This window comes from Novosphingobium fluoreni, from assembly GCF_014196615.1.
In the GTDB taxonomy this organism is placed as follows: Bacteria; Pseudomonadota; Alphaproteobacteria; order Sphingomonadales; family Sphingomonadaceae; genus Novosphingobium; species Novosphingobium fluoreni.
The window spans coordinates 134,767-154,652 of the sequence record NZ_JACIDY010000007.1 but is presented as its reverse complement, the minus strand read 5'-3'; the positions used below and the strand labels follow the sequence as shown (position 1 = coordinate 154,652).

The following is a 19,886-nucleotide window of genomic DNA, read 5'->3' as shown; positions in this document are numbered from 1 at the left end:
TTCCGTGCCCGACGACACCCGCAGTCGCAAGCGATAGGAAGGCGTTTGCGCGCGGTTAGCGATGCGCTAGCGGTGCGGCGTGCCGTCCATCCTCGCCCCGCTTGTCGATTTCGTGTTCCCGCCACGCTGTCCTTTGTGTGGCGATGGGGTGAGCACGCAGGGAGGGCTCTGTGCCGAATGCTGGGGTGAATTGGCGATACCCGGAGAACCGAGCTGCACCGCCTGTGGTCGACCGTTTGGCGAGGGGGTGCCGCCCGGTGCAATGTGCGCGCCATGTCTGGCCGATCCTCCCCGTCACGCCGGGATCGCCGCCGCTACGCTTTACAACGATGCCTCGCGCAAGCTCGTCCTGGCGTTGAAACATGGCAGCCGCCTTGGTCTTGCGACGATGATGGCCCAATTGATCGCCGCGCGCCTGGCAGTCAGCCCGCCGGAGGATTGGCTCATCATCCCGGTGCCGCTGCATCGCTGGCGACTGTGGCGCCGGGGATACAACCAGGCCGCCGTGCTGGCGCAAGAGTTGCGGCGCCTGGGTGTGGGACCGGTGCTGGTCGACGGCCTGATCCGCCATCGCGCCACCGTCAGCCTTGGCGGATTGGGCAAGCGGGGCCGCAAACGCGAGTTGAGCGGCGCGATCCGCATCAACGAGGCACGGGCGGAGAGCATCAGAGGGCGCTCGGTATTGCTGGTGGACGATGTGCTGACGAGCGGCGCCACCAGTGATGCCTGTGTCAGCGCGCTGCAGCGGGGTGGTGCGGCCAAAGTAAAGATCGCCTGCTTCGCCCGTGTGCTGGACGAGGCCTTGCCGTTCGCCTGACATTGCAAAGAAAAACGCCCGAGGGGTTAGCCTCGGGCGTTCTCGTGACGAAACTCATTAAGACCCTGCAGAGCAGTTCAGCGGCCCCCTGTCGACCACTTGGTCTGATCCCTCAATCTTGGCCCGATCCCCCTTGCGGTGTGACCGGAATTCCCTGAACCGTGGCGCTTGGACGTCTGCACCTGATCGGCTAATTTGCAGCCCCCCGGCTGCGAGACCAGTGATCTCTCTAAACCGCTTGCTTGAAAAGCGGCTTTGCGTATTCAGCCGTATTTTGAGCGACGCCTGTGGTTATCGTGCAACAATTCGATACATCACTGGGAACAACATGCGGACAATGGGCAGCCCTATGGATCAGAGCGAGAAGAGCCAGCTGGAAAATGGCGACGTGTTCACCCCACGCTTCGATGCCAATGGCTTGGTGGTGGGCATCGCCATGGACGCCGACTCACGCGATGTCTTGATGGTGGCGTTCATGGATGCCGAAGCGGTCGCCCGCACGCGGGAGACCGGACTGGCGCATTTCCACTCGCGGTCACGCGGGCGGCTCTGGCTGAAGGGGGAAACGTCCGGGCATGTGTTGAAGGTGCGCGATATCCTGGTCGATTGCGATCAGGACGCGCTGGTCATGCTGGTAGAGCCGCAGGGGCCGGCCTGCCACACCGGCGCGACATCGTGCTTCTATCGCCGATTGGTGGATGGCAAGCTGGAGCCCGTGGCCGGCTAAGCCAGGATTTCGTCGAAGAGGTTGCGCATCGCCAGCCAGCTCTGCCGGTCGGCGCTGGCATTATAGGCGATCGCCGCCATTCCGCGCGCGTCACTGCCGGGATCGGTGAAGCCGTGGCGCACGCCGCTGTAAGCGTGGAAGTGCCAATCGGCCCCGGCCGCGTCCATTTCCCCCCAAAACGCCAGAACCTGTTCGCGGGGAACCAGCGGGTCGGCATCGCCATGACAGACAAGAAGCCGCGCCTTGATCGCGTTCGGCTGCGCAGGCTTGGCGGTGGTGAGCAGCCCGTGAAAGCTTACAGAGGCGACCAGATCATGCCCCGCACGGGCGCATTCCATTGCGGCCTGACCGCCCATGCAATAGCCGATCGCGGCGATCGGCAGGCCCTGCGCCTCGGGTAGCCCGCGCAGGGCATCAAAGGCGGCGGTAAGCCGGGCGCGATAGTGATCCGCATCGGCGCGCAAGGCGTCGGCCAGCGGACCGGCCGCCGCGAAATCCGCGACCGGCTCGCCATAGAAGTCGGCAATGAACGCCAGATAGCCCAGGTCCGCCAGCATCGCCGCGCGCCGTTCGATCGCCGGAGTGACGTTCGCGATCGTGGGAAAAACCAGGATGGCGGCGCGCGGCGTACGTTGTGGACGCGCCAGCCACCCAGTCAGTCGCGTATCGCCGTGGCTATAGGCGATCTGCTGAAGCGTGGTCATTCCGGCAGGAAGTCCGGCACGGAAAGATAGCGCTCACCCGTGTCGTAATTGAAGCCCAGCACGCGGCTCCCGGCGGGCAGTTCCTTTAGCTTTGCGGCGATCGCTGCCAGCGTGGCGCCGGAACTGATGCCCACCAGAATGCCTTCCTCGCTGGCGCAGCGGCGTGCCATCTCCTTGGCGTCTGCAGGATCGACCGGGATCGCGCCGTCGATCGCCTGGGTGTGCAGGTTCGACGGGATAAAGCCTGCACCGATGCCCTGGATGGGGTGAGGGCCGGGCTGACCACCCGAGATGACCGGGGAGAGGGTGGGCTCCACCGCGAAGGCTTTTAGCGACGGCCAATCCTGCTTCAAACGCTCGGCGCAGCCGGTCAGGTGGCCACCGGTGCCAACGCCGGTGATCATCACGTCGATCGGGGCGTCCGCGAAGTCGTTGAGGATTTCCAGCGCGGTCGTGCGAACGTGGATATCCACGTTTGCGGGGTTATCAAACTGCTGGGCCATCCACGCGCCGGGGGTTTGATCCACCAGTTCCCGGGCCCGCTCGATAGCGCCCTTCATGCCCTTCTCCTTGGGCGTCAGATCGAACGTGGCGCCATAAGCCAGCATGAGGCGGCGCCGTTCCAGCGACATCGATTCGGGCATGACGAGGACGAGCTTGTACCCCTTCACCGCCGCCACCATCGCGAGGCCGATGCCGGTGTTGCCGGAGGTCGGCTCGATGATGGTGCCGCCCGGCTTCAGGCTGCCGTCCTTTTCCGCCGCGACGATCATGGCGAGGCCGATGCGGTCCTTGATGGAGCCGCCGGGATTCGCGCGCTCGTTCTTTACCCAGACCTCATGGTCCGGGAACAAGCGCGAGAGGCGGATATGCGGCGTGTTGCCGATGGTATCGAGAATGCTGTCGGCCTTCATGGAGCAGTATCCCTATGTCTGTATTGAGGCGCGAACGTTCGGGCGCGGCGGATTTCTGGAAAGAGCTTGGACCATAACACGGTGACGAATATGGCAGCCCCGCCGCCGAAGACAACCGCTCCCGTCGCTCCCAGCAGCGCGGCGGCGACGCCGGACTGCATCTCGCCCAGTTCGTTGGAAGCTGAAATCGCCAGACCCGAGGTAGCGGAAACGCGCCCTCGCATGTCGTCCGGCGTATTGAGCTGGATCAGCGAGGTTCGGATGAAGACCGAAACCATGTCCGCCGCGCCCAGAATCACCAGGAAGCCGAGCGAGGTGGGAAAGTGCCGCGAAAAGGCGAAGGCGATCGTCGCCGCGCCATAGACGACGACGGCCAGCAGCATCTTGACCCCGACGTTGTGCTCCAGCGGTCGGAACGAGAGGGTGAGGGCGACGATCGCGGCTCCTACGGCGGGAGCGGCGCGCATCTGGCCCAGGCCTTCCGGCCCGACATGCAGCACGTCGCGCGCAAAGACCGGGAAGAGCGCCGTCGCTCCGCCGAAGATCACCGCGAACAGATCCAGCGTGATGCAGCCGAGCAGGAACCGGTCGTTCCAGACGAACTGGAAACCTCCCTTGATCTGCTGGAACGGATGGGCCCGGCGGGCCTCTGGCGGCGGTGGCGGCAGGCTTCGGATCGAAAGAAGGCTGGTGGCGGCGATCAGCAACAGCACCGTCGATGTCCAATAGGGCAGGGCATGGGAAGAGCCGAATAGGAACCCGAAGCTCGCCGGGCCGATCACCGCGCCGGCTTGCCATGCGATAGAGTTCAGCGCGATGGCCCTGGGGATAAGCGCGGCGGGGACGATGTTGGGTGCGATGGCGCTCAGGGCCGGACCCTGGAACACGCGGACCGCACCGTGAAGGGCGGCGAAACCGAAGAGCACGGGCAGGCTGCGAATGTCCAGAGCTGTCACGGTCCCCAGCCCCAGCGCGATGCACAAGTCGATGCACATCGAGAAGCCCGCGACATTACGACGATCGAAGCGATCCGCGACGACTCCCGCGATCGGCGTCAGAAGCAGGATCGGGATAAACTGCGCCAGGCCCAGCAGACCAAGCTGGAACGCCGCGTCGGAAATCGACATGGCATATTCCGCGCGCGCCACATCGTAGAGCTGGTAGCCAATGATCACGACCACCCCGTTGGTGGCGATGACGGAGGCGAAGCGCGCCAGCCAGAACCTGCGGAAATCGGGAATGGCGAGTGGGGTGGTGGGATCGCTCACCGTCGGGCCCATGGCACCCCGGATGCGATTCGCCAATCTGTACCGGTCAGGATCACTTTGAATCGCCGCTTCTACTTAGCGAGCGACCAGCTGCTTTCTCAGCGCTTGGGGCGTAGCCGGGGGTTGGGCTGCAACGCGTCGACCAGTTTGGTGAAGTCATCGATGCGGATGATCCGTTCGAACTGGAAGCCGGCGCGCCCTTCATGTGACCAGATCAGATGCGCTTCTATGCGCCCTACCACCGGCAGGCGCATCACGACGCGCTCTCCCCGCTCCATGTCGGTCAGATCCTGGGCCATGAAACCCTGCGCCGAGATGTTGACGATGTGCATATGGACATCGCCCAGGCGCCGGTGCTCGGCCATGACCTTGAAATCAGCCGGATGGCGCGCGGCGCGGCGCTTGTCGGTCACTGTCAGTTGCGCGCCAGCACTCATTTCGTCTCATCCTCGACGTTGCGATCCAGAAAACGTCATGCACGAGAGTGGCAAACAAACCATGAAGCGGCGGCGTTAAATCCTGTTCATGTAAAGCTTTAAGCAGAAGTACGTAGGCCGTTACGCGCGCAGCACTCCATGCTTCTTGCGGCCGAGACTGAGCTTGCGCGTAGCCCCCGGCGCGATAACGATCATGAGGTTGGGATCGGTCACAACCTCGTCGTCAAGCTTCACCGCACCTTCGGCGATCTTGCGCTTCGCCTCTCCGTTCGAGGCGGTGAAGCCCAGATCGGTGCAGGCGGCGACGATGCGGATGCCCTCGGCAGGGACATCGATCGTTGGCAAATCCGCGCCGACGCCGCCGCCCGCGAATGTGGCCTTGGCGGTATCCTCGGCCGCCCGCGCGGCATCCTCGCCCCTACAGAGCGTCGTCGCCGCGTTGGCGAGGGCGATCTTCGCTTCGTTGATCGCGTTGCCTTCCAGCGCCTCCAGCCGGACGATCTCGTCCATCGGCAAGTCGGTGAACAGACGCAGGCGCTTGCCGACATCGCGGTCGTCGGTGTTGCGCCAGAATTGCCAGTAATCGAAGTTGGACAGCTGGTCTTCGTTGAGCCAGACCGCGCCGCCCACCGTCTTGCCCATCTTGGTGCCGTCGGCGTTGGTGAGGAGCGGCGTCGTCAGCCCGAACACCTGCGTACCGTCGACGCGGCGGGACAGCTCCACACCGTTGACGATGTTGCCCCACTGGTCCGATCCGCCCATCTGCAGGCGGCAACCGACGCGGCGGGACAGCTCCAGGAAATCATAGGCCTGGAGGATCATATAGTTAAATTCCAGGAAGCTGAGCGACTGTTCCCGATCCAGACGCAGCTTCACCGAATCAAAGCTGAGCATCCGGTTGATCGAGAAATGCTGACCGATATCGCGCAGGAACGGGATGTACTCCAGCTTGTCCAGCCAGTCCGCATTGTCGACCATGATCGCGTCGCTGGGGCCGTCCCCGAACGTCAGGAAACGCTCGAACACGCGGCGGATCGAGGCGACGTTCTGCTTGATCAGATCTTCGGTTAGCAGCTTGCGCGCTTCGTCCTTGAAGCTGGGATCGCCGATCTTGCCGGTGCCACCGCCCATGACCACGATCGGCTTATGCCCGGCGCGCTGCAACTGGCGCAGCATCATGATCGAAACCAGATGCCCCACGTGCAGCGATGGCGCGGTGGGATCGAAGCCGATATAGCCGGGGACCACCTGCTTGTCCGCCAGCGCGTCGAGGCCCTGGGCGTCGGTCAGCTGGTGAATGTAGCCACGCTCTTCGAGCAGGCGGAGCAGGGTTGAGTTGTACGTCATGCCGGTGCCTTCCATAGCGGAGGCGCGCGTAAAGCATTTTTGGCCGGGGTGGAACCACCATGCCGGGCCTGAAAGGCTGGTTTTGGAAAATGGAGACGCCACCGTGCAGCCGCACAGCTTGATACCCCATCGCGATTTTCCGGCTGTGACCGTGCGGGAGATCACCGCAAGGCTGACTTGGGATGGAGATTGGCTGCGGCTTCGCTGGCGTATCGAGGGGGCGCAGAAGCTGATCGTGCCATCATTCGCCGGGAAAGGGCGAGCGGATGGTCTTTGGCAGACGACCTGCTTCGAACTGTTTGTGCAACCGTCGGAAGGGGGCGGCTATACCGAGCTGAACCTGTCCCCCTCGGAGCGATGGAACGCCTACGATTTCTCGGCCTATCGCGAGGGGATGACCGAACGAGCGTTTCCGCGTGAGCCCACATGTACGATGCGAAAAGGAGAGGCGCTGGCGATCTTCGACGCCGCCGTTCCCGCCGCCGCGCTTCCGCCTGCGCCGTGGCGATATGGCATGACCGCAGTGATCGAGGAGGAGGGCGGCGTGAAGTCGTTCTGGGCATTCGATCATGGTGAGGGCAAGCCCGATTTCCACGATGCGGCTTGCTTCACCGGCGCGCTTGCGGCAGCGAACCAGGCATGAAGTTCGGGATCGATCGCCTGCTCGCCGATGCGGCCTTGCGGGCACCGCTGGAAGGCCGCCGTGTCGCCCTGGTTGCGCACCCCGCCTCCGTCACCCAGTCGCTGCAACACTCGTTGGACGCATTGATCGCGGCGGGTGTGAACGTGACGTCGGCCTTTGGCCCTCAGCACGGGCTCAAGGGGGACAAGCAGGACAACATGGTCGAGACGGCCGATGCCCTCGATCCGATCTACGGCATTCCGGTGTTCAGCCTCTATGGCGAAGTGCGCAGGCCCTCGGCGCGCATGATGGACAGCGCAGACGTGTTCCTGTTCGACCTGCAGGACCTGGGCTGCCGGATATACACCTTCGTCACGACGCTGCTCTATCTCTTGGAGGCCGCGTCCGGCACCGGGAAGGCGGTGTGGGTGCTGGATCGCCCCAATCCCGCCGGTCGCCCCATCGAGGGTACGACCTTGCTTCCCGGTTTCGAGAGCTTCGTGGGCGCCGGGCCGATGCCGATGCGCCACGGGCTGACTTTGGGTGAGATGGGGCACTGGTTCGTCCGGCATTTCAACCTGGATGTCGATTACCGCGTGATCGGCATGGACGGCTGGCGTCTGAACGAAGCGCCAGGCTTTGGCTGGCCGCAGGACCGGCTGTGGATCAATCCCAGCCCCAACGCCGCCAACCTCAACATGGCGCGCGCCTATGCCGGCACCGTCATGCTGGAGGGGACGACGCTGTCCGAAGGGCGCGGCACGACCCGCCCGCTCGAAGTGCTGTTCGGTGCGCCCGATGTGTCGGCCAGCGCAGTCCTTGCCGAGATGCAAGCGATTTCGCCGGCGTGGCTGAGCGGCTGCGCCCTGCGGGAATGCTGGTTCGAACCGACCTTCCACAAGCACCAGAAGACGCTCTGCAACGCGTTGATGATCCATGCGGAGGGAGGCTTTTACGATCACCAAGGGTTCCGGCCCTGGCGCTTGCAGGCCTTGGCCTTCAAGGCGATCCGGCGGCTTTACCCCGATTATCCGATCTGGCGGGATTTCCCATATGAGTACGAGTTTGACCGGCTAGCGATCGACGTCATCAACGGTGGCCCGGCCTTGCGGGAATGGGTGGACGATGCGGCGGCGGCACCGGACGACCTGGATCGGCTGGCCACCCGGGATGAAGCCGCCTGGCGTGACGAAGTGCGCGATCTACTGCTCTATTGACCGTCCGATTGCGCCGGACCCGATCGGCGCGGATCAGACGTAGTTGGCGATCCAAGCCACCGCATTGGCGGATGGCACGAACAATGCCTGTGCCAACAAGGTGCCAACGAGACGGCTGATAGATATCCACACGATGGTGCGACGAAAGCGGGCTTCACCGATGCGGCCTTCCACCACGTCGTCGGTCATCACCGACAATTGCGGGTCGATCAGCGCGAACAACAGGATCGTGGCGAAACCGTTGACGACAGCGGAAAGCTGGGAGGCCGTCACCCGGTACTCCGGGTTCAGGAACCCGGCGTAAAGCGAAGCGAGGACGCCGACGACGATCAGGGCCTGCGCCAAACAGTTCGCCAGAAGGACGCCCCAACCCACGCCCCGGTCCTTGGTGAACCCGCGCAAATGCGTAAGGGACGGCAGTCTGATCGATTGCCGCACGGCGCGAACGCCTGCCGGGGAGGCGAGGCGCATGACCAGCCGGCCGGTGGAGCGATGGACTTGAAAGTGCTTGATCCCCGCCGCGAACAAGCGCTGCCCGGTGGGCACCAGCAGAATGCCCAAGAACACCGCGATCGATGCTGAGGCCAATACGAGCCTGAAATCACCCAGCAGCGCCTCGCCGCCACCTGACGCCAGGCGGCTCTCGATCCGCTTTGCGAGGAATGGGCCCAGGAAGCTGTTCGATGTGCGGGAAACCAGCACCAGGATGTTGAACAGCGCGAAGCTCATGGCGATCCGCCGCGTGCGCACCCCGGCGATGCGCGCCGAATAGGCCAGCGTACCGATGAGGTTGATCGCAGCCGTCAGCAGGCAGATGATGAGCAGTTGCCGGTCCATGCGCGAAGCCCCTAGGCGCTTGCCGAGCGAGTCGCCACCGTTTCCCGTGGAAGGCTTCTCAATGTGGAGCAGATCGCCGGGTCAGCTCTTCTTGCGCGTCAGTTCCCTCATGGCTGATTCCAGGCCGCCGAGCGTCAGCGGATACATCGCACCGTTCACCAGTTCGCGCATCATGGTGGTGGAAGTCGTATATTTCCACTCGTTCTCGGCCGTGGGGTTCAGCCAGACCGTGGCGGGATAAGTCTGCACCACGCACTGCATCCACAAGGCGCCCGGCTCCGGATTCATATGCTCTACCGACCCGCCGGGATGGCTGATCTCGTAAGGGCTCATCGCCGCATCGCCGACGAAGATGACTTTGTAATCGTGGCCGTACTTGTGAAGAATATCCCACGTGTTGGTTCGCTGCGCCCAGCGGCGGCGATTGTCCTTCCAAACGCCTTCGTACAGGCAGTTGTGGAAGTAGAAGAACTCCATATTCTTGAATTCGCCAGTTGCGGCGCTGAACAATTCTTCCACAAGCTGGACAAACGGGTCCATCGAGCCGCCGACGTCCAGGAAAAGCAGCACTTTCACCGCGTTGTGGCGTTCGGGCCGCATCTTCAGGTCAAGCCACCCTTGCTTGGCGGTGCCTTCGATCGTCCCTTGCAAGTCCAGCTCTTCGGCCGCTCCCTCGCGCGCAAAGCGCCGCAGCCGGCGCAGGGCGACCTTGATGTTACGGGTGCCCAACTCCTTCGTATTGTCGAGATTGGCGAATTCGCGCTTCTCCCAGACCTTGATCGCGCGCCTGTTCTTGCTCTGGCCGCCGATACGGAGGCCTTCTGGGTTGTAGCCGGAGTGGCCGAACGGAGAAGTGCCGTTGGTGCCGATCCATTTGCTGCCGCCTTGATGGCGTTCGTGCTGTTCTTCCAGACGCTTCTTCAGCGTCTCCATGATCTCTTCCCAAGAGCCGAGCGACTTGACCTGCTCCATCTCTTCGGGCGTAAAATATCGCTCGGCGATCTGCTTCAACCAGTCTTCCGGGATATCCACCGGGGTCTGGCCATAGTCCGACAGGACGCCCTTGAAGACGCGCTGAAAGACTTGATCGAAGCGATCCAGTAATCCTTCGTCCTTCACGAATGTGGCGCGGGAAAGGTAGTAGAACGCCTCAGGCGTCTGCTCGATCACGTCCTTGTCCAGCGCCTCCAGCAGTGTCAGGTGCTCCTTGAACGAAGCTTTGATACCGGCCGCGCGCAGCTCATCCACGAAGTTGAAGAACATAAGGTCAGTGGGCCTTCGTGCGTTGCCGGCGCTGCTTGGCGAGTTCATCGTCGAAATCCGCCTGGAATTCGGCGACAAAGCGCGGCAGCAGGCCCGGATCGACAAATGCTTTCGGCTTACCCTCGCGCTGACGCTTGGCACGCGGCAGCACGTCGGCCAGTTCGGGATGACCCGGCAGCACGATATCGGCCTTCACGCGGCTGACCTTGGCAAAGGTGCTGCGATAGCTGCTCACGATTTGGGGAAAGCCCTTGTTGCCGAACAACTTGTTGCCCGCCACGGAGAGACTGCAGGGAAAGAACACCGTCACGTTGCGCCCCTGATCCTGCACCGTGGTCAGCCAGCTGGTGCACCCAGGCGTGTGGCCCGGGGTCAGCAGCGGGGTGAGCGTGACATCACCCAGCCGCACCGGGGCGCCATCGGTTACCAGCCCATCGACTTTCACCGGGTCGAAGCGGACAACGCCATAATCGGTATCGCTGGTCGGTGACCCGCTCTCGAGCGCCTTGCGATCGGCGGCGCTGGCCAGGAACCGTGCGCGGGTGTCCCGCTTAAGCCTGGCCATTCCGGCAACGTGATCCCAATGCGCGTGCGTTTCCAGCAACAGCTTCACATCGCTGACCTTCAGGCCCAGCTTGGCGATGTTGCGCTCCACGATCGGCGCGGCTTCCTTCGGGCCGGAATCGATCACGATCAGCCCGGCCGATGTGCGCAAGAGGTAGACGCCGATACCCTCGGTGCCGACGTAATAGATCGGGCCGGCGATATGGAACGGTTCGGTCGGCGTGGTCCACGATGCCGGTGAATCGGCAACCGCCACGGAAGACAGCAATCCTGCGCCTGCCGCCAAAAACGCCTGGCCGATGCCGCGCAAGGCCTCAGTTCCCCCGGCGCGCCATGAAGGCTAGCCGCTCGAACATCATCACGTCCTGCTCGTTCTTCAGCAGTGCGCCATGCAGCGGTGGGATCGCCTTGCTGACGTCGCGGTTCTGCAGCACGTCCAGCGGCATGTCCTCGTTCATGAGCAGCTTGAGCCAATCCAGCAGCTCGCTGGTGGACGGCTTCTTCTTCAGGCCCGGCACTTCCCGCAATTCGTAGAAGATCTGCATCGCCTTGGTGACGAGGGTCTTCTGGATATTCGGATAGTGCACATCGATGATAGACTGCATCGTCTCCCGGTCCGGGAACTTGATGTAGTGGAAGAAGCAACGGCGCAGGAACGCGTCGGGCAGGTCCTTCTCGTTGTTCGAGGTGATGATGATGATCGGGCGTTCCTTCGCCGCGATGTGTTCGCCCGTTTCGTAAACGTCGAAGGCCATGCGATCGAGCTCGGCCAGTAGATCGTTCGGAAATTCGATGTCGGCCTTGTCGATTTCATCGATCAGCAGGACGGGCAGGGTGGGCGAGGTGAAGGCCTCCCACAGCTTACCCTTGCGGATATAGTTGCCGATGTCATGCACCCGCTCGTCACCCAGCTGGCCATCGCGCAGGCGCGCGACCGCATCGTATTCATACAGACCCTGATGCGCCTTGGTGGTGGACTTCACGTTCCAGGTGATCAGCGGCGCGCCCAGCGCTTCTGCGATCTGCTCTGCCAGTACGGTCTTGCCGGTGCCTGGCTCTCCCTTCACCAGCAAAGGCCTGCGCAGCAGTACGGCCGCATTGACGGCTATCTTCAGGTCATCGGTGGCGACATAATTGCTGGTGCCTTCGAAGCGCTGCATCGGATCATCCTGTATCTATTCTTGCCCGAACAGTAGATTGTGCGGCGCAGCGAAGCAAGCGGCGGCCCTTATCCAGCTCCCCCGCAGCTTGACGGACCGGCGGCGGCGTAACACCGTGCGTTTCCTATCGACGCCACAGTGCAGGGAGCTTCTCGCATGCCCGATCGCCACGCCGAAAGCCGCAATATCGCTCTGCTGATCGACGCGGATAACGCCTCCCCCGCCACGATCGACGCCGCGCTGACGATCCTGGGCGATCTGGGCACGGTGAATGTCCGGCGCATCTACGGCAACTGGAGCAAGCCGGGCCTGAAGGGCTGGTCCAAGCTGATGCACCGCTACGCGCTGGAGCCGCAGCAGCAGTTCGACCTCACCAAAGGGAAGAACGCCACCGACATGAAGATGACGATCGATGCGATGGACTTGCTTTACGGTGGGCGCGTGGAAGGGTTCGGCATCATGTCCAGCGATAGCGACTTCATGCCCTTGGCCATGCGCATCCGCCAGAACGGCACGCCGGTCTATGGCTTTGGCACGTCGAGGACGCCCGAGGCGTTCCGCGAGGCCTGCACGCGGTTCATCGATCTGGATGCGATGGCGGACGATGAGGAGGACGAACTTATTCTGCCGCCAGCGATCCGGGCACCTGCTGAGGCCAAGCCTGCCATCACGAAGCGGTCCGAAAGCGCGATGACGCAGGCCCCGTCGGCGGGTGAGAAGCCGGCCGCCGTCAAGCCACGCTCGAAACCGGAAGTCGACGATGAATTGATCAAGCTCCTCGCCCAAGCCTGGCGCGCCAGCAAGCGCGACGAACAGGGTTTTGCCAGCCTTTCGGAAGTCGGTCAGCGTGCGGCAAACAGGTCTAGCTTCGACGCGCGCAGCTACGGCTTCTCGCGACTGGCTGATTTGGTGAAGTCCTTGCCAAATTTCGTGACAGAAAAGCGCGAGAGCGGATTGTTTCTAAAGCGAGTTCGGTAGAAACGGTTCAGCAATATTTGTTGACAGCATCGCGACGGCACAAATAGGCTTGTACCCAGAGATCAGGGGATCTCGGGGGACATCTCAATGAAGACATATCTTGCTGCGGCAGGCGGCCTGTTTTTGTGCGCGTCATCAATAGCGCAAGCACAGACCACCAACGTGCAACCGGCCGTCACGCAGGCCGCCGTCGTGTTGCCGAATGCTCAGGAAAACATTCTGCGCGCGGGCCTTGAAGTGCCGCTCAAAACTCGTGAGGAGTTGACCACCAAAAAGAAGGCGCTGCGCGTGGGGCAGCGCTTCCAAATGGAAGTTGCTTCGAATGTTGAAAGCGGTGGCGTGGTCGTCATCCCAGCCGGCACGCCCGCGATCGGTGAGATTACCGAAGTGCGTAACAAGGGCATGTGGGGCAAGTCCGGCTACATCAATGCGCGCGTCGTGTCTCTGCGCCTGGGTGATCGCAATGTTCGGCTATCCGGTACGTTCGACGACAAGGGTGTTACGGGAACAGGCGGAGTCGTCGCAGCCATTGCCTTGGTGCCGATTGCCGGCTTCCTCACTACTGGAACCAGTGCTTTCATTCCGCTGGGAGCGAATGTGAAGGCGTTTCTTGACGAGGATCTGATGTTCCGTTCGGTCCCCACGCCGCCCAAGGTGCTGGAAGTGCCATCACCGGGTGTGGTGCAGGCCAACCTGACGGTCACGAAGTAACACCAGACCGGGCCGTCATGCGAAGCGTGACGGCCTCCGTTTAATACGCGGTGTGCCTTGAAGCTATTTTGTCGCCCCGCGATCAAGCGTCGATCAGCTCCGGATCGATCTCGCCCGCGCGGTTTTGGATGAATTGAAAGCGGTGTTCTGGGTTGCGGCCCATCAGGCGGTCGACCAGATCCTTCACGGCGGCGCGCGCTTCGTATTCGGGCGGCAGGGTTATGCGGATGAGCGAGCGGGTCTCCGGACTCATCGTCGTTTCGCGTAGCTGACCCGGGTTCATTTCGCCCAAGCCCTTGAAGCGGCCGACTTCGACCTTTTTGCCCTTGAACTTGGTCTTTTCCAGTTCGGCGCGATGCGCGTCGTCGCGGGCATAGGCGCTGGTCGCGCCGCTGGTCAGCCGGTAGAGCGGCGGTTGTGCCAGGTAGAGATGCCCCTTGCGGACGATCTCCGGCATTTCCTGGAAGAAAAACGTCATCAGCAACGTGGCGATATGCGCGCCGTCCACGTCGGCGTCGGTCATGATGACGATGCGATCGTAGCGCAGGTTGTCCGGGTTGCAGTCCTTGCGGATGCCGCACCCGAGCGCAAGTTGCAGGTCGGCGATTTCCTGATTGCCGCGGATCTTGTCGGCGCTGGCGCTGGCGACGTTGAGGATCTTGCCTCGGATCGGCAGGATCGCCTGGGTCTTGCGATCGCGCGCTTGCTTGGCCGAGCCACCGGCGCTGTCCCCTTCGACGATGAACAGCTCGGTCTCACCGCTGCCTTCGCCCGAACAGTCCGTCAGCTTGCCGGGCAGGCGCAGCTTGCGGGCGTTGGTGGCGGTCTTGCGCTTGACTTCCCGCTCCGCCTTGCGCCGAAGCCGCTCGTCCATCCGCTCCAGGATCGAGCCAAGCAGAGCCTTGCCGCGATCGAGATTGTCGGTCAGGAAGTGATCGAAGTGATCGCGCACCGCATTTTCCACCAGGCGGATCGCATCGGGTGAGGTCAGCCGATCCTTGGTCTGGCTTTGGAATTGCGGGTCGCGCACGAAGACGGACAGCATCACTTCGCTGCCGGTCACCACGTCGTCAGGCGTCAGGTCCTTCACCTTCTTGCCCTGACCGACCAATTCGGCAAAGGCGCGCATCCCCTTGGTCAACGCCCCGCGCAGGCCTTGTTCGTGGGTGCCGCCATCGGGTGTCGGGATGGTGTTGCAGTAGTACGAGTAGGCCCCGTCGGAGTACAGCGGCCAGGCGATCGCCCATTCGACCCGGCCTTGCTCCGCGCCGCCTTCCTTGGGGAAGTCCTGGCTGCCGGAAAAAAATTGCGTGGTGACGCATTCGCGCCCGCCGATCTGCTCCGCCAAATGATCGGCAAGGCCGCCGGGAAACTGGAATACCGCCTCCGCGGGCACATCCTCGCTGGCGAGCGAAGGCGCGCATTTCCAGCGGATCTCGACGCCGGCAAAGAGGTAGGCCTTGGAGCGGACCAGCTTGAACAGCCGTGCCGGCTTGAACTGCTGGTCGCCGAAAATCTCGGTGTCGGGGATAAAGGCCACGGAGGTGCCGCGCCGGTTGGGCGCCGCGCCGATCTTCTGCAGCTTGCCCAGAGTAGCACCACGCGAAAATTCCTGCGCGTACAATTCCTTGTTTCGCGCCACTTCCACGCGGGTGTGGCTGGACAGTGCGTTCACCACCGATATGCCGACACCGTGCAACCCGCCGCTGGTGGCGTAGGCCTTGCCGGAGAACTTGCCGCCGGAGTGCAGGGTAGAAAGGATCACTTCCAACGCCGACTTGCCCGGAAACTTGGGATGTTCGTCCACCGGGATACCGCGCCCGTTGTCGGTGATGGTCAGGCGATTGCCTTCATCCAGCAACACCTCGATGCGGTTGGCGTGGCCGGCCACAGCCTCGTCCATGGCGTTGTCCAGCACTTCGGCGGCCAGATGGTGCAGCGCCCGCTCATCGGTGCCGCCGATATACATGCCGGGGCGGCGACGGACGGGCTCCAGCCCTTCCAGAACCTCGATGGCGGAGCCGTCGTAGGTTTCGCCGGCTGCGGTGGGAAGCTTGTCGAAGAGATCGTCGGACATGTTCGCGTTATGGCCTCCCGCGCCCATCGGGGCAAGTTGGGGGCGCGGGTTATCGCCGACTCCGTCATCCCCGCTTACGCAGGGGAAATAGCCTCAGACGATATCAGTTGCCGAACTTGGTAGGGGCGGGGCTGACCACCTTCACTGCGCCGCCGCTGACCTCACGCACTTCAAATGCGCGATTGATCACGCCCGAACGATCGAACCGGAAAGCGCCGTCCAGGCCCAGGAAACCGTCGGGCGAAGTGAGCGAGGTGGTCGGGAACATGCGGCCCGGCTTCCAGTCCCGCGCGACGCGCAATGTCAGCAGCACCGCGTCATAGCCCAGCGTGGCGATGCGATAGGGCGCCGCGCCAAAGCGGGTGCGGTAGCTTTTCACGAATTGCGGAAAGCGCGTGTCGGAAACGGCGGCGAACCATGCGCCTTCCAGCGATGGCGAGGTGGAGAGCGCTTTTTCCCCGCTCCACAATTCCGTGCCCAGCAGCCGGGGCGAAGCGGCCCCGCGCGGCTTGAGGACGCCTGCGGCCCGGGCGGACAAGCTGCCGCTATCGGCAATCAGAATCGCATCGACCGCCCCCCGCCCGCGCAGCTTCGACGCTGCGGCGGTGATCGAGGCGGCGCTGCGATCGTAGCTTTCCATGGCCGTCAGCGATCCCCCGGCCGCGCGGGTCTCGGCGATCAATGCCGCCGACGCACGCTCACCATAATCGCCCTTGGGGACCAATGCGGCGAAGCTGGTGACCCCGCGTCCGCGTGCATAGCGCACCGTGCGGCGGATCGATTCGCCCGGCAGGCTGCCCATCACGTAAACGTCACGCCCGGCGGCATCGGCATCATTGGAGAAAGAGATGATCGGCACTTTCGCTGCACGCGCCACGCCAGCCACGGCGGGGATGTCGTCGGCGAGCAAGGGCCCCAGGATCAGCTGGTTGCCGTCGGCGATCGCGCGAGAGGCGGCCGATGCCGCTCCGGCCGAGGTGTCGTAATTCGTGATGCGCAGGTTCTGCGCGTTGGTGTCCATCACCGCCATGGTGGCCGCATTGGCGATCGATTGGCCGACCGCGCCGTTCACGCCGTTCATCGGGACGAGCAGGGCGATGCGGTGGCGCTGGCTGTCGCTGGGGAGCTGGCTGCCGGACGGGGCGGGCCTGGGGGCAGGTGCAGTGGTGGGCGCCGGGCCCTTGGGCACCACGGCGCAAGCCGCCAGCGTCGCCATCGCCGCCGCCGCCAGCAAGTTGCGCCTTGGCAATCGTGCTTGCACTATGCGCTGTTCGAACATCACTTGCCGTTCCCCTCCGGATTGGGCCAAGGAAAGCCCCATGGATCAACCGCTTCCCCCGGGCCTCTACATAGTCGCGACCCCGATTGGCAACCTTGGCGACATAACCCTGCGCGCGATCGAGGTGCTGCGCGAAGTCGCAGTGGTAGCGTGCGAGGATACGCGCGTCACGGGAAAGCTGCTCAACCACCTGGGCCTTAAAAAGCGCCTGCTGCGATACGACGATCATGCCGACGCATCCGCGCGCGAACGGCTGTTGGCGTTGATGCGGGAAGAAGCGGTCGCGCTGGTGAGCGACGCGGGGACGCCGCTGATCTCGGACCCTGGATACCGGCTTGTTCGCTCGGCGCGCGAAGAGGGCATCGCCGTTACCAGCCTGCCAGGCGCGAGCGCGGTTCCGGTGGCGCTGACGCTTTCGGGCTTGCCGAATGACCGGTTTCTGTTCGCCGGGTTCCTGCCGAACAAGCAGAAAGCCCGCGAAGATGTGCTGCGCGAGATGTCGAGCGTGCCCGCTACCTTGATGTTCTACGACACTGCGCCACGCTTGCTGGATTCCCTGGCTGCGATCGAGAGCGTCCTGCCGGGCCGCGAAATCGCTGTGGCACGGGAATTGACCAAGCGGTTCGAGGAATGCCGCACGGGCTCGCCGGCCGATCTCATCACCCACTACGCGGCCCATCCGCCCAAGGGAGAGATCGTGTTGATGATCGGCCCGCCCGTGGATGAGCCGCCCGGCAAGTTCGATGTCGATGCACTCCTGCGTGAGGCGCTGGCTACGCGAAAATCCTCGCAGGCGGTCGCTCAGGTGGCCAAGGCGACGGGGCTCGATCGCAAGATGTTGTATGCCCGCGCGCTGGAGTTGAAGTGACGCGGAACAGGTCTGAGGCGGAGCGGCGCGGTCGACGTGGTGAGACGCTGGCGGCATGGTATCTGCGGCTGACCGGGTGGCGCATCCTGGCCCAACGCGTGAAGACGGCGCGAGGCGAGGTGGATATCGTCGCCAGGCGCGGGCGAGTGCTATGCTTCGTTGAGGTAAAGTGGCGGCGCGATCGGCGTGAGCGCGATCTGGCAATCGATGCATACCGACTTCGACGTGTAGCTGCCGCTGCCGAGGCCATCGCCGCGGGCTTCGTGCGGCCGGGGGACGAAATGCGGATTGATGTGCTGCTGTTGGCGCCGGGATGTTGGCCGCGCCGGATCGCCAATGCGTGGCAACCCGGCGCCTGAGGGACAAGGGGTCTGCCGCCACCTCAAGACACGATCGACTACATGGGGCGAGGCAATCGTGCGGCCAACGCCCACGAAACTACTCGCCCGGTGATGGTTTTGCGCTAATGCGGCCGCCAGTATCGGCCCTTAGGCGAGGAACACCATGGCTTTACGCGTTGCGGTCCAGATGGACCCGCTTGAATCGGTCAATATCGCGGGGGATTCGTCCTTCGCGCTGATGCTGGCGGCGCAGGCGCGGGGGCATACGCTGTTCCACTATGATGTCCGCTCGCTGGCTTACGATACCGGCGATGGCGGGCGGCTGACGGCATGGGCCTCACCAGTGACGGTGCAGAAGGTGCAAGGCGACCATTTCGCGCGCGACGAGCATCGCCTGATCGATCTGGCCCGCGATGTGGACGTAGTGCTGATGCGCCAGGACCCGCCGTTCGACCTGGGCTATATCACCGGCACGCACTTGCTGGAGCGGCTTGAGGGCACGACGCTGGTGGTCAACGATCCGGTGGCGGTTCGCAATGCGCCTGAAAAGGTGATGGTGCTGGATTACGCCCGGTTTATGCCACCGACGTTCGTCGCGCGCCGGCTGGATGATGTTCGGCGCTTTCATGCCGCGCATCCGGGCGATCTGGTGGTAAAGCCGCTGCACGGCAATGGCGGCAAGGCTGTGTTCCGGGTGCCAGCTGACGGTTCCAACCTTGGCGCATTGGCCGAGTTGTTCGGCCAGGTCTGGCCCGAGCCATTCATGGTGCAGCCGTTTCTTCCTTCGGTGAGCGAGGGCGACAAGCGCATCGTGCTGGTCGATGGCGAGTTTGCCGGGGCCATCAATCGCAAGCCGGGCGAGGGAGAGTTCCGCTCCAACCTGGCGGTCGGGGGATCGGCCGAGCAAACCCAGCTGACCGCGCGCGAAGAAGAGATTTGCGCGGCGATGGGGCCGGAACTGAAGCGCCGCGGGCTGGTTTTCGTCGGCATCGATGTGATCGGCGGACAATGGCTTACAGAAATCAACGTGACTTCCCCAACCGGTATCGTGGCGATCGATCGGTTCAACGGTACCGATACGGGCGCGCGGATCTGGGAGGCCATAGAGCGCCGCCACGCCGCCATGTAGGCGGTGAGGGCCGCTCATGAATTCGTGGGTCATCCAGTTCATCCAAGGCGGCGGCTACCTGGGCATCGCGCTGTTGATGGCGGTGGAGAACATCTTTCCGCCGATCCCTTCCGAATTGATCATGGGTGTGGGCGGCTTTGCGGTCGCCAACGGCTCAATGCAGTTCGTGCCGCTGCTGATTGCCGGGACGATCGGTTCAACCCTGGGCAACTACGTCCTGTTCCTCGTGGCCGATCGGCTGGGGTACGAGCGGCTTCAGCCCTTCGTGGATCGCTGGGGCCGCTGGCTGACCATGGAGTGGGAGGACGTGGAAACCGGCACGCGGTTCTTTCGCAAGCACGGCGGGGCGGTGGTCTTTGCGCTGCGGTTCATGCCGATGTTTCGTTCGGTGGTTTCGATCCCGGCGGGGCTGGCGCATATGAAGCACTGGCAGTTCCTGGCCTACACCGCAGCCGGCGCGGCGATCTGGAATGCCTTTCTGATTGCGCTGGGGCGATGGGCCGGGAGAGCCTTTGGCGAGGCTGAGCAGTGGCTGGGCTGGGCGACGATTGCCGTCGCCGGCCTGACGGTTGTCTACTACGTCTATCGCGTTATCACATGGAAGCCGCGCGCCAAGCGATAGAGGA

At 63.5% G+C, this 19,886-nt stretch carries 21 protein-coding genes; 10 read left to right on the top strand and 11 right to left on the bottom strand.

The window, feature by feature from the left end; all coding sequences use genetic code 11:
- The first annotated feature begins 79 nt into the window (after nt 1-79).
- Together GGR39_RS13925 and hisI are read left to right on the top strand one after the other, a co-directional pair.
- The gene (locus GGR39_RS13925; protein WP_183617761.1) at nt 80-817 is read left to right on the top strand and encodes a ComF family protein; all 738 of its coding nucleotides are present in this window, start codon (nt 80-82) and stop codon (nt 815-817) included.
- Between the two features lie 349 nt (nt 818-1,166).
- A complete protein-coding gene (hisI, locus tag GGR39_RS13920) occupies nt 1,167-1,544 on the top strand; it encodes a phosphoribosyl-AMP cyclohydrolase (RefSeq protein ID WP_183617757.1) in 378 nt (125 codons plus the stop codon).
- Here hisI and GGR39_RS13915 read toward each other — a convergent pair.
- The 5 genes from GGR39_RS13915 to tyrS form a co-directional block, all read right to left on the bottom strand.
- The gene (locus tag GGR39_RS13915; RefSeq protein WP_183617755.1) at nt 1,541-2,248 is read right to left on the bottom strand and encodes a dienelactone hydrolase family protein; all 708 of its coding nucleotides are present in this window, start codon (nt 2,246-2,248) and stop codon (nt 1,541-1,543) included. The genes hisI and GGR39_RS13915 overlap by 4 nt on opposite strands.
- Nucleotides 2,245-3,162: a cysteine synthase A gene (gene cysK / locus GGR39_RS13910; RefSeq protein WP_183617753.1), complete on the bottom strand. Its 918-nt coding sequence runs from the start codon at nt 3,160-3,162 to the stop codon at nt 2,245-2,247. The genes GGR39_RS13915 and cysK overlap by 4 nt, the downstream gene beginning before the upstream one ends.
- Nucleotides 3,159-4,430: an MFS transporter gene (locus GGR39_RS13905; protein ID WP_343055892.1), complete on the bottom strand. Its 1,272-nt coding sequence runs from the start codon at nt 4,428-4,430 to the stop codon at nt 3,159-3,161. Before GGR39_RS13905 ends, cysK begins: the two co-directional genes overlap by 4 nt.
- Nucleotides 4,431-4,528: 98 nt before the next feature.
- A complete protein-coding gene (locus tag GGR39_RS13900; RefSeq protein WP_183617749.1) occupies nt 4,529-4,867 on the bottom strand; it encodes a PilZ domain-containing protein in 339 nt (112 codons plus the stop codon).
- Between the two features lie 120 nt (nt 4,868-4,987).
- The gene (gene tyrS, locus GGR39_RS13895) at nt 4,988-6,214 is read right to left on the bottom strand and encodes a tyrosine--tRNA ligase (RefSeq protein WP_183617740.1); all 1,227 of its coding nucleotides are present in this window, start codon (nt 6,212-6,214) and stop codon (nt 4,988-4,990) included.
- A gap of 103 nt (nt 6,215-6,317) precedes the next feature.
- Between tyrS and GGR39_RS13890 the strand changes: the two genes are divergently transcribed.
- Together GGR39_RS13890 and GGR39_RS13885 are read left to right on the top strand one after the other, a co-directional pair.
- Nucleotides 6,318-6,857: a DOMON domain-containing protein gene (locus GGR39_RS13890; protein WP_183617860.1), complete on the top strand. Its 540-nt coding sequence runs from the start codon at nt 6,318-6,320 to the stop codon at nt 6,855-6,857.
- Nucleotides 6,854-8,053, top strand: a complete 1,200-nt coding sequence (locus GGR39_RS13885; protein WP_183617738.1) for an exo-beta-N-acetylmuramidase NamZ family protein — start codon at nt 6,854-6,856, stop codon at nt 8,051-8,053. Before GGR39_RS13890 ends, GGR39_RS13885 begins: the two co-directional genes overlap by 4 nt.
- 33 nt (nt 8,054-8,086) lie before the next feature.
- Here GGR39_RS13885 and GGR39_RS13880 read toward each other — a convergent pair whose 3' ends face one another.
- From GGR39_RS13880 to GGR39_RS13865, 4 genes are all read right to left on the bottom strand, one after another.
- The gene (locus GGR39_RS13880) at nt 8,087-8,890 is read right to left on the bottom strand and encodes a lipid II flippase Amj family protein (protein ID WP_183617736.1); all 804 of its coding nucleotides are present in this window, start codon (nt 8,888-8,890) and stop codon (nt 8,087-8,089) included.
- 81 nt (nt 8,891-8,971) lie between these two features.
- Nucleotides 8,972-10,153, bottom strand: coding sequence for a vWA domain-containing protein (locus tag GGR39_RS13875; RefSeq protein ID WP_183617858.1), 1,182 nt, complete (start codon nt 10,151-10,153; stop codon nt 8,972-8,974).
- Nucleotides 10,154-10,157: 4 nt separating this feature from the next.
- Complete coding sequence (bla, locus tag GGR39_RS13870; RefSeq protein WP_183617734.1) at nt 10,158-11,027, bottom strand: subclass B3 metallo-beta-lactamase; 870 nt, start codon at nt 11,025-11,027, stop codon at nt 10,158-10,160.
- Between the two features lie 4 nt (nt 11,028-11,031).
- Nucleotides 11,032-11,877 (bottom strand): AAA family ATPase, encoded by an 846-nt coding sequence (locus GGR39_RS13865; protein WP_183617732.1) that lies wholly within the window; start codon nt 11,875-11,877, stop codon nt 11,032-11,034.
- Nucleotides 11,878-12,033: 156 nt separating this feature from the next.
- Between GGR39_RS13865 and GGR39_RS13860 the strand changes: the two genes are divergently transcribed.
- Both GGR39_RS13860 and GGR39_RS13855 read left to right on the top strand, forming a co-directional pair.
- Complete coding sequence (locus tag GGR39_RS13860; protein ID WP_183617731.1) at nt 12,034-12,855, top strand: NYN domain-containing protein; 822 nt, start codon at nt 12,034-12,036, stop codon at nt 12,853-12,855.
- An 87-nt stretch (nt 12,856-12,942) separates the two neighbouring features.
- Nucleotides 12,943-13,566, top strand: a complete 624-nt coding sequence (locus tag GGR39_RS13855; protein ID WP_183617729.1) for a hypothetical protein — start codon at nt 12,943-12,945, stop codon at nt 13,564-13,566.
- An 82-nt stretch (nt 13,567-13,648) separates the two neighbouring features.
- Here the strand turns inward: GGR39_RS13855 and parE are convergent, their stop codons facing one another.
- Nucleotides 13,649-15,643 (bottom strand): DNA topoisomerase IV subunit B, encoded by a 1,995-nt coding sequence (gene parE, locus GGR39_RS13850; protein WP_183617727.1) that lies wholly within the window; start codon nt 15,641-15,643, stop codon nt 13,649-13,651.
- A 103-nt stretch (nt 15,644-15,746) separates the two neighbouring features.
- Complete coding sequence (locus tag GGR39_RS13845; RefSeq protein WP_343055891.1) at nt 15,747-16,952, bottom strand: penicillin-binding protein activator; 1,206 nt, start codon at nt 16,950-16,952, stop codon at nt 15,747-15,749.
- Nucleotides 16,953-16,962: 10 nt separating this feature from the next.
- Between GGR39_RS13845 and rsmI the strand changes: the two genes are divergently transcribed.
- The 4 genes from rsmI (at nt 16,963) to GGR39_RS13825 (ending at nt 19,882) form a co-directional block, all read left to right on the top strand.
- The gene (rsmI, locus tag GGR39_RS13840) at nt 16,963-17,790 is read left to right on the top strand and encodes a 16S rRNA (cytidine(1402)-2'-O)-methyltransferase (RefSeq protein WP_183617723.1); all 828 of its coding nucleotides are present in this window, start codon (nt 16,963-16,965) and stop codon (nt 17,788-17,790) included.
- Complete coding sequence (locus GGR39_RS13835; RefSeq protein WP_183617721.1) at nt 17,787-18,149, top strand: YraN family protein; 363 nt, start codon at nt 17,787-17,789, stop codon at nt 18,147-18,149. The genes rsmI and GGR39_RS13835 overlap by 4 nt, the downstream gene beginning before the upstream one ends.
- 145 nt (nt 18,150-18,294) lie before the next feature.
- Nucleotides 18,295-19,260, top strand: a complete 966-nt coding sequence (gene gshB, locus GGR39_RS13830) for a glutathione synthase (protein WP_183617719.1) — start codon at nt 18,295-18,297, stop codon at nt 19,258-19,260.
- A 16-nt stretch (nt 19,261-19,276) separates the two neighbouring features.
- Complete coding sequence (locus GGR39_RS13825) at nt 19,277-19,882, top strand: DedA family protein (protein WP_058737693.1); 606 nt, start codon at nt 19,277-19,279, stop codon at nt 19,880-19,882.
- Nucleotides 19,883-19,886: the final 4 nt, after the last annotated feature.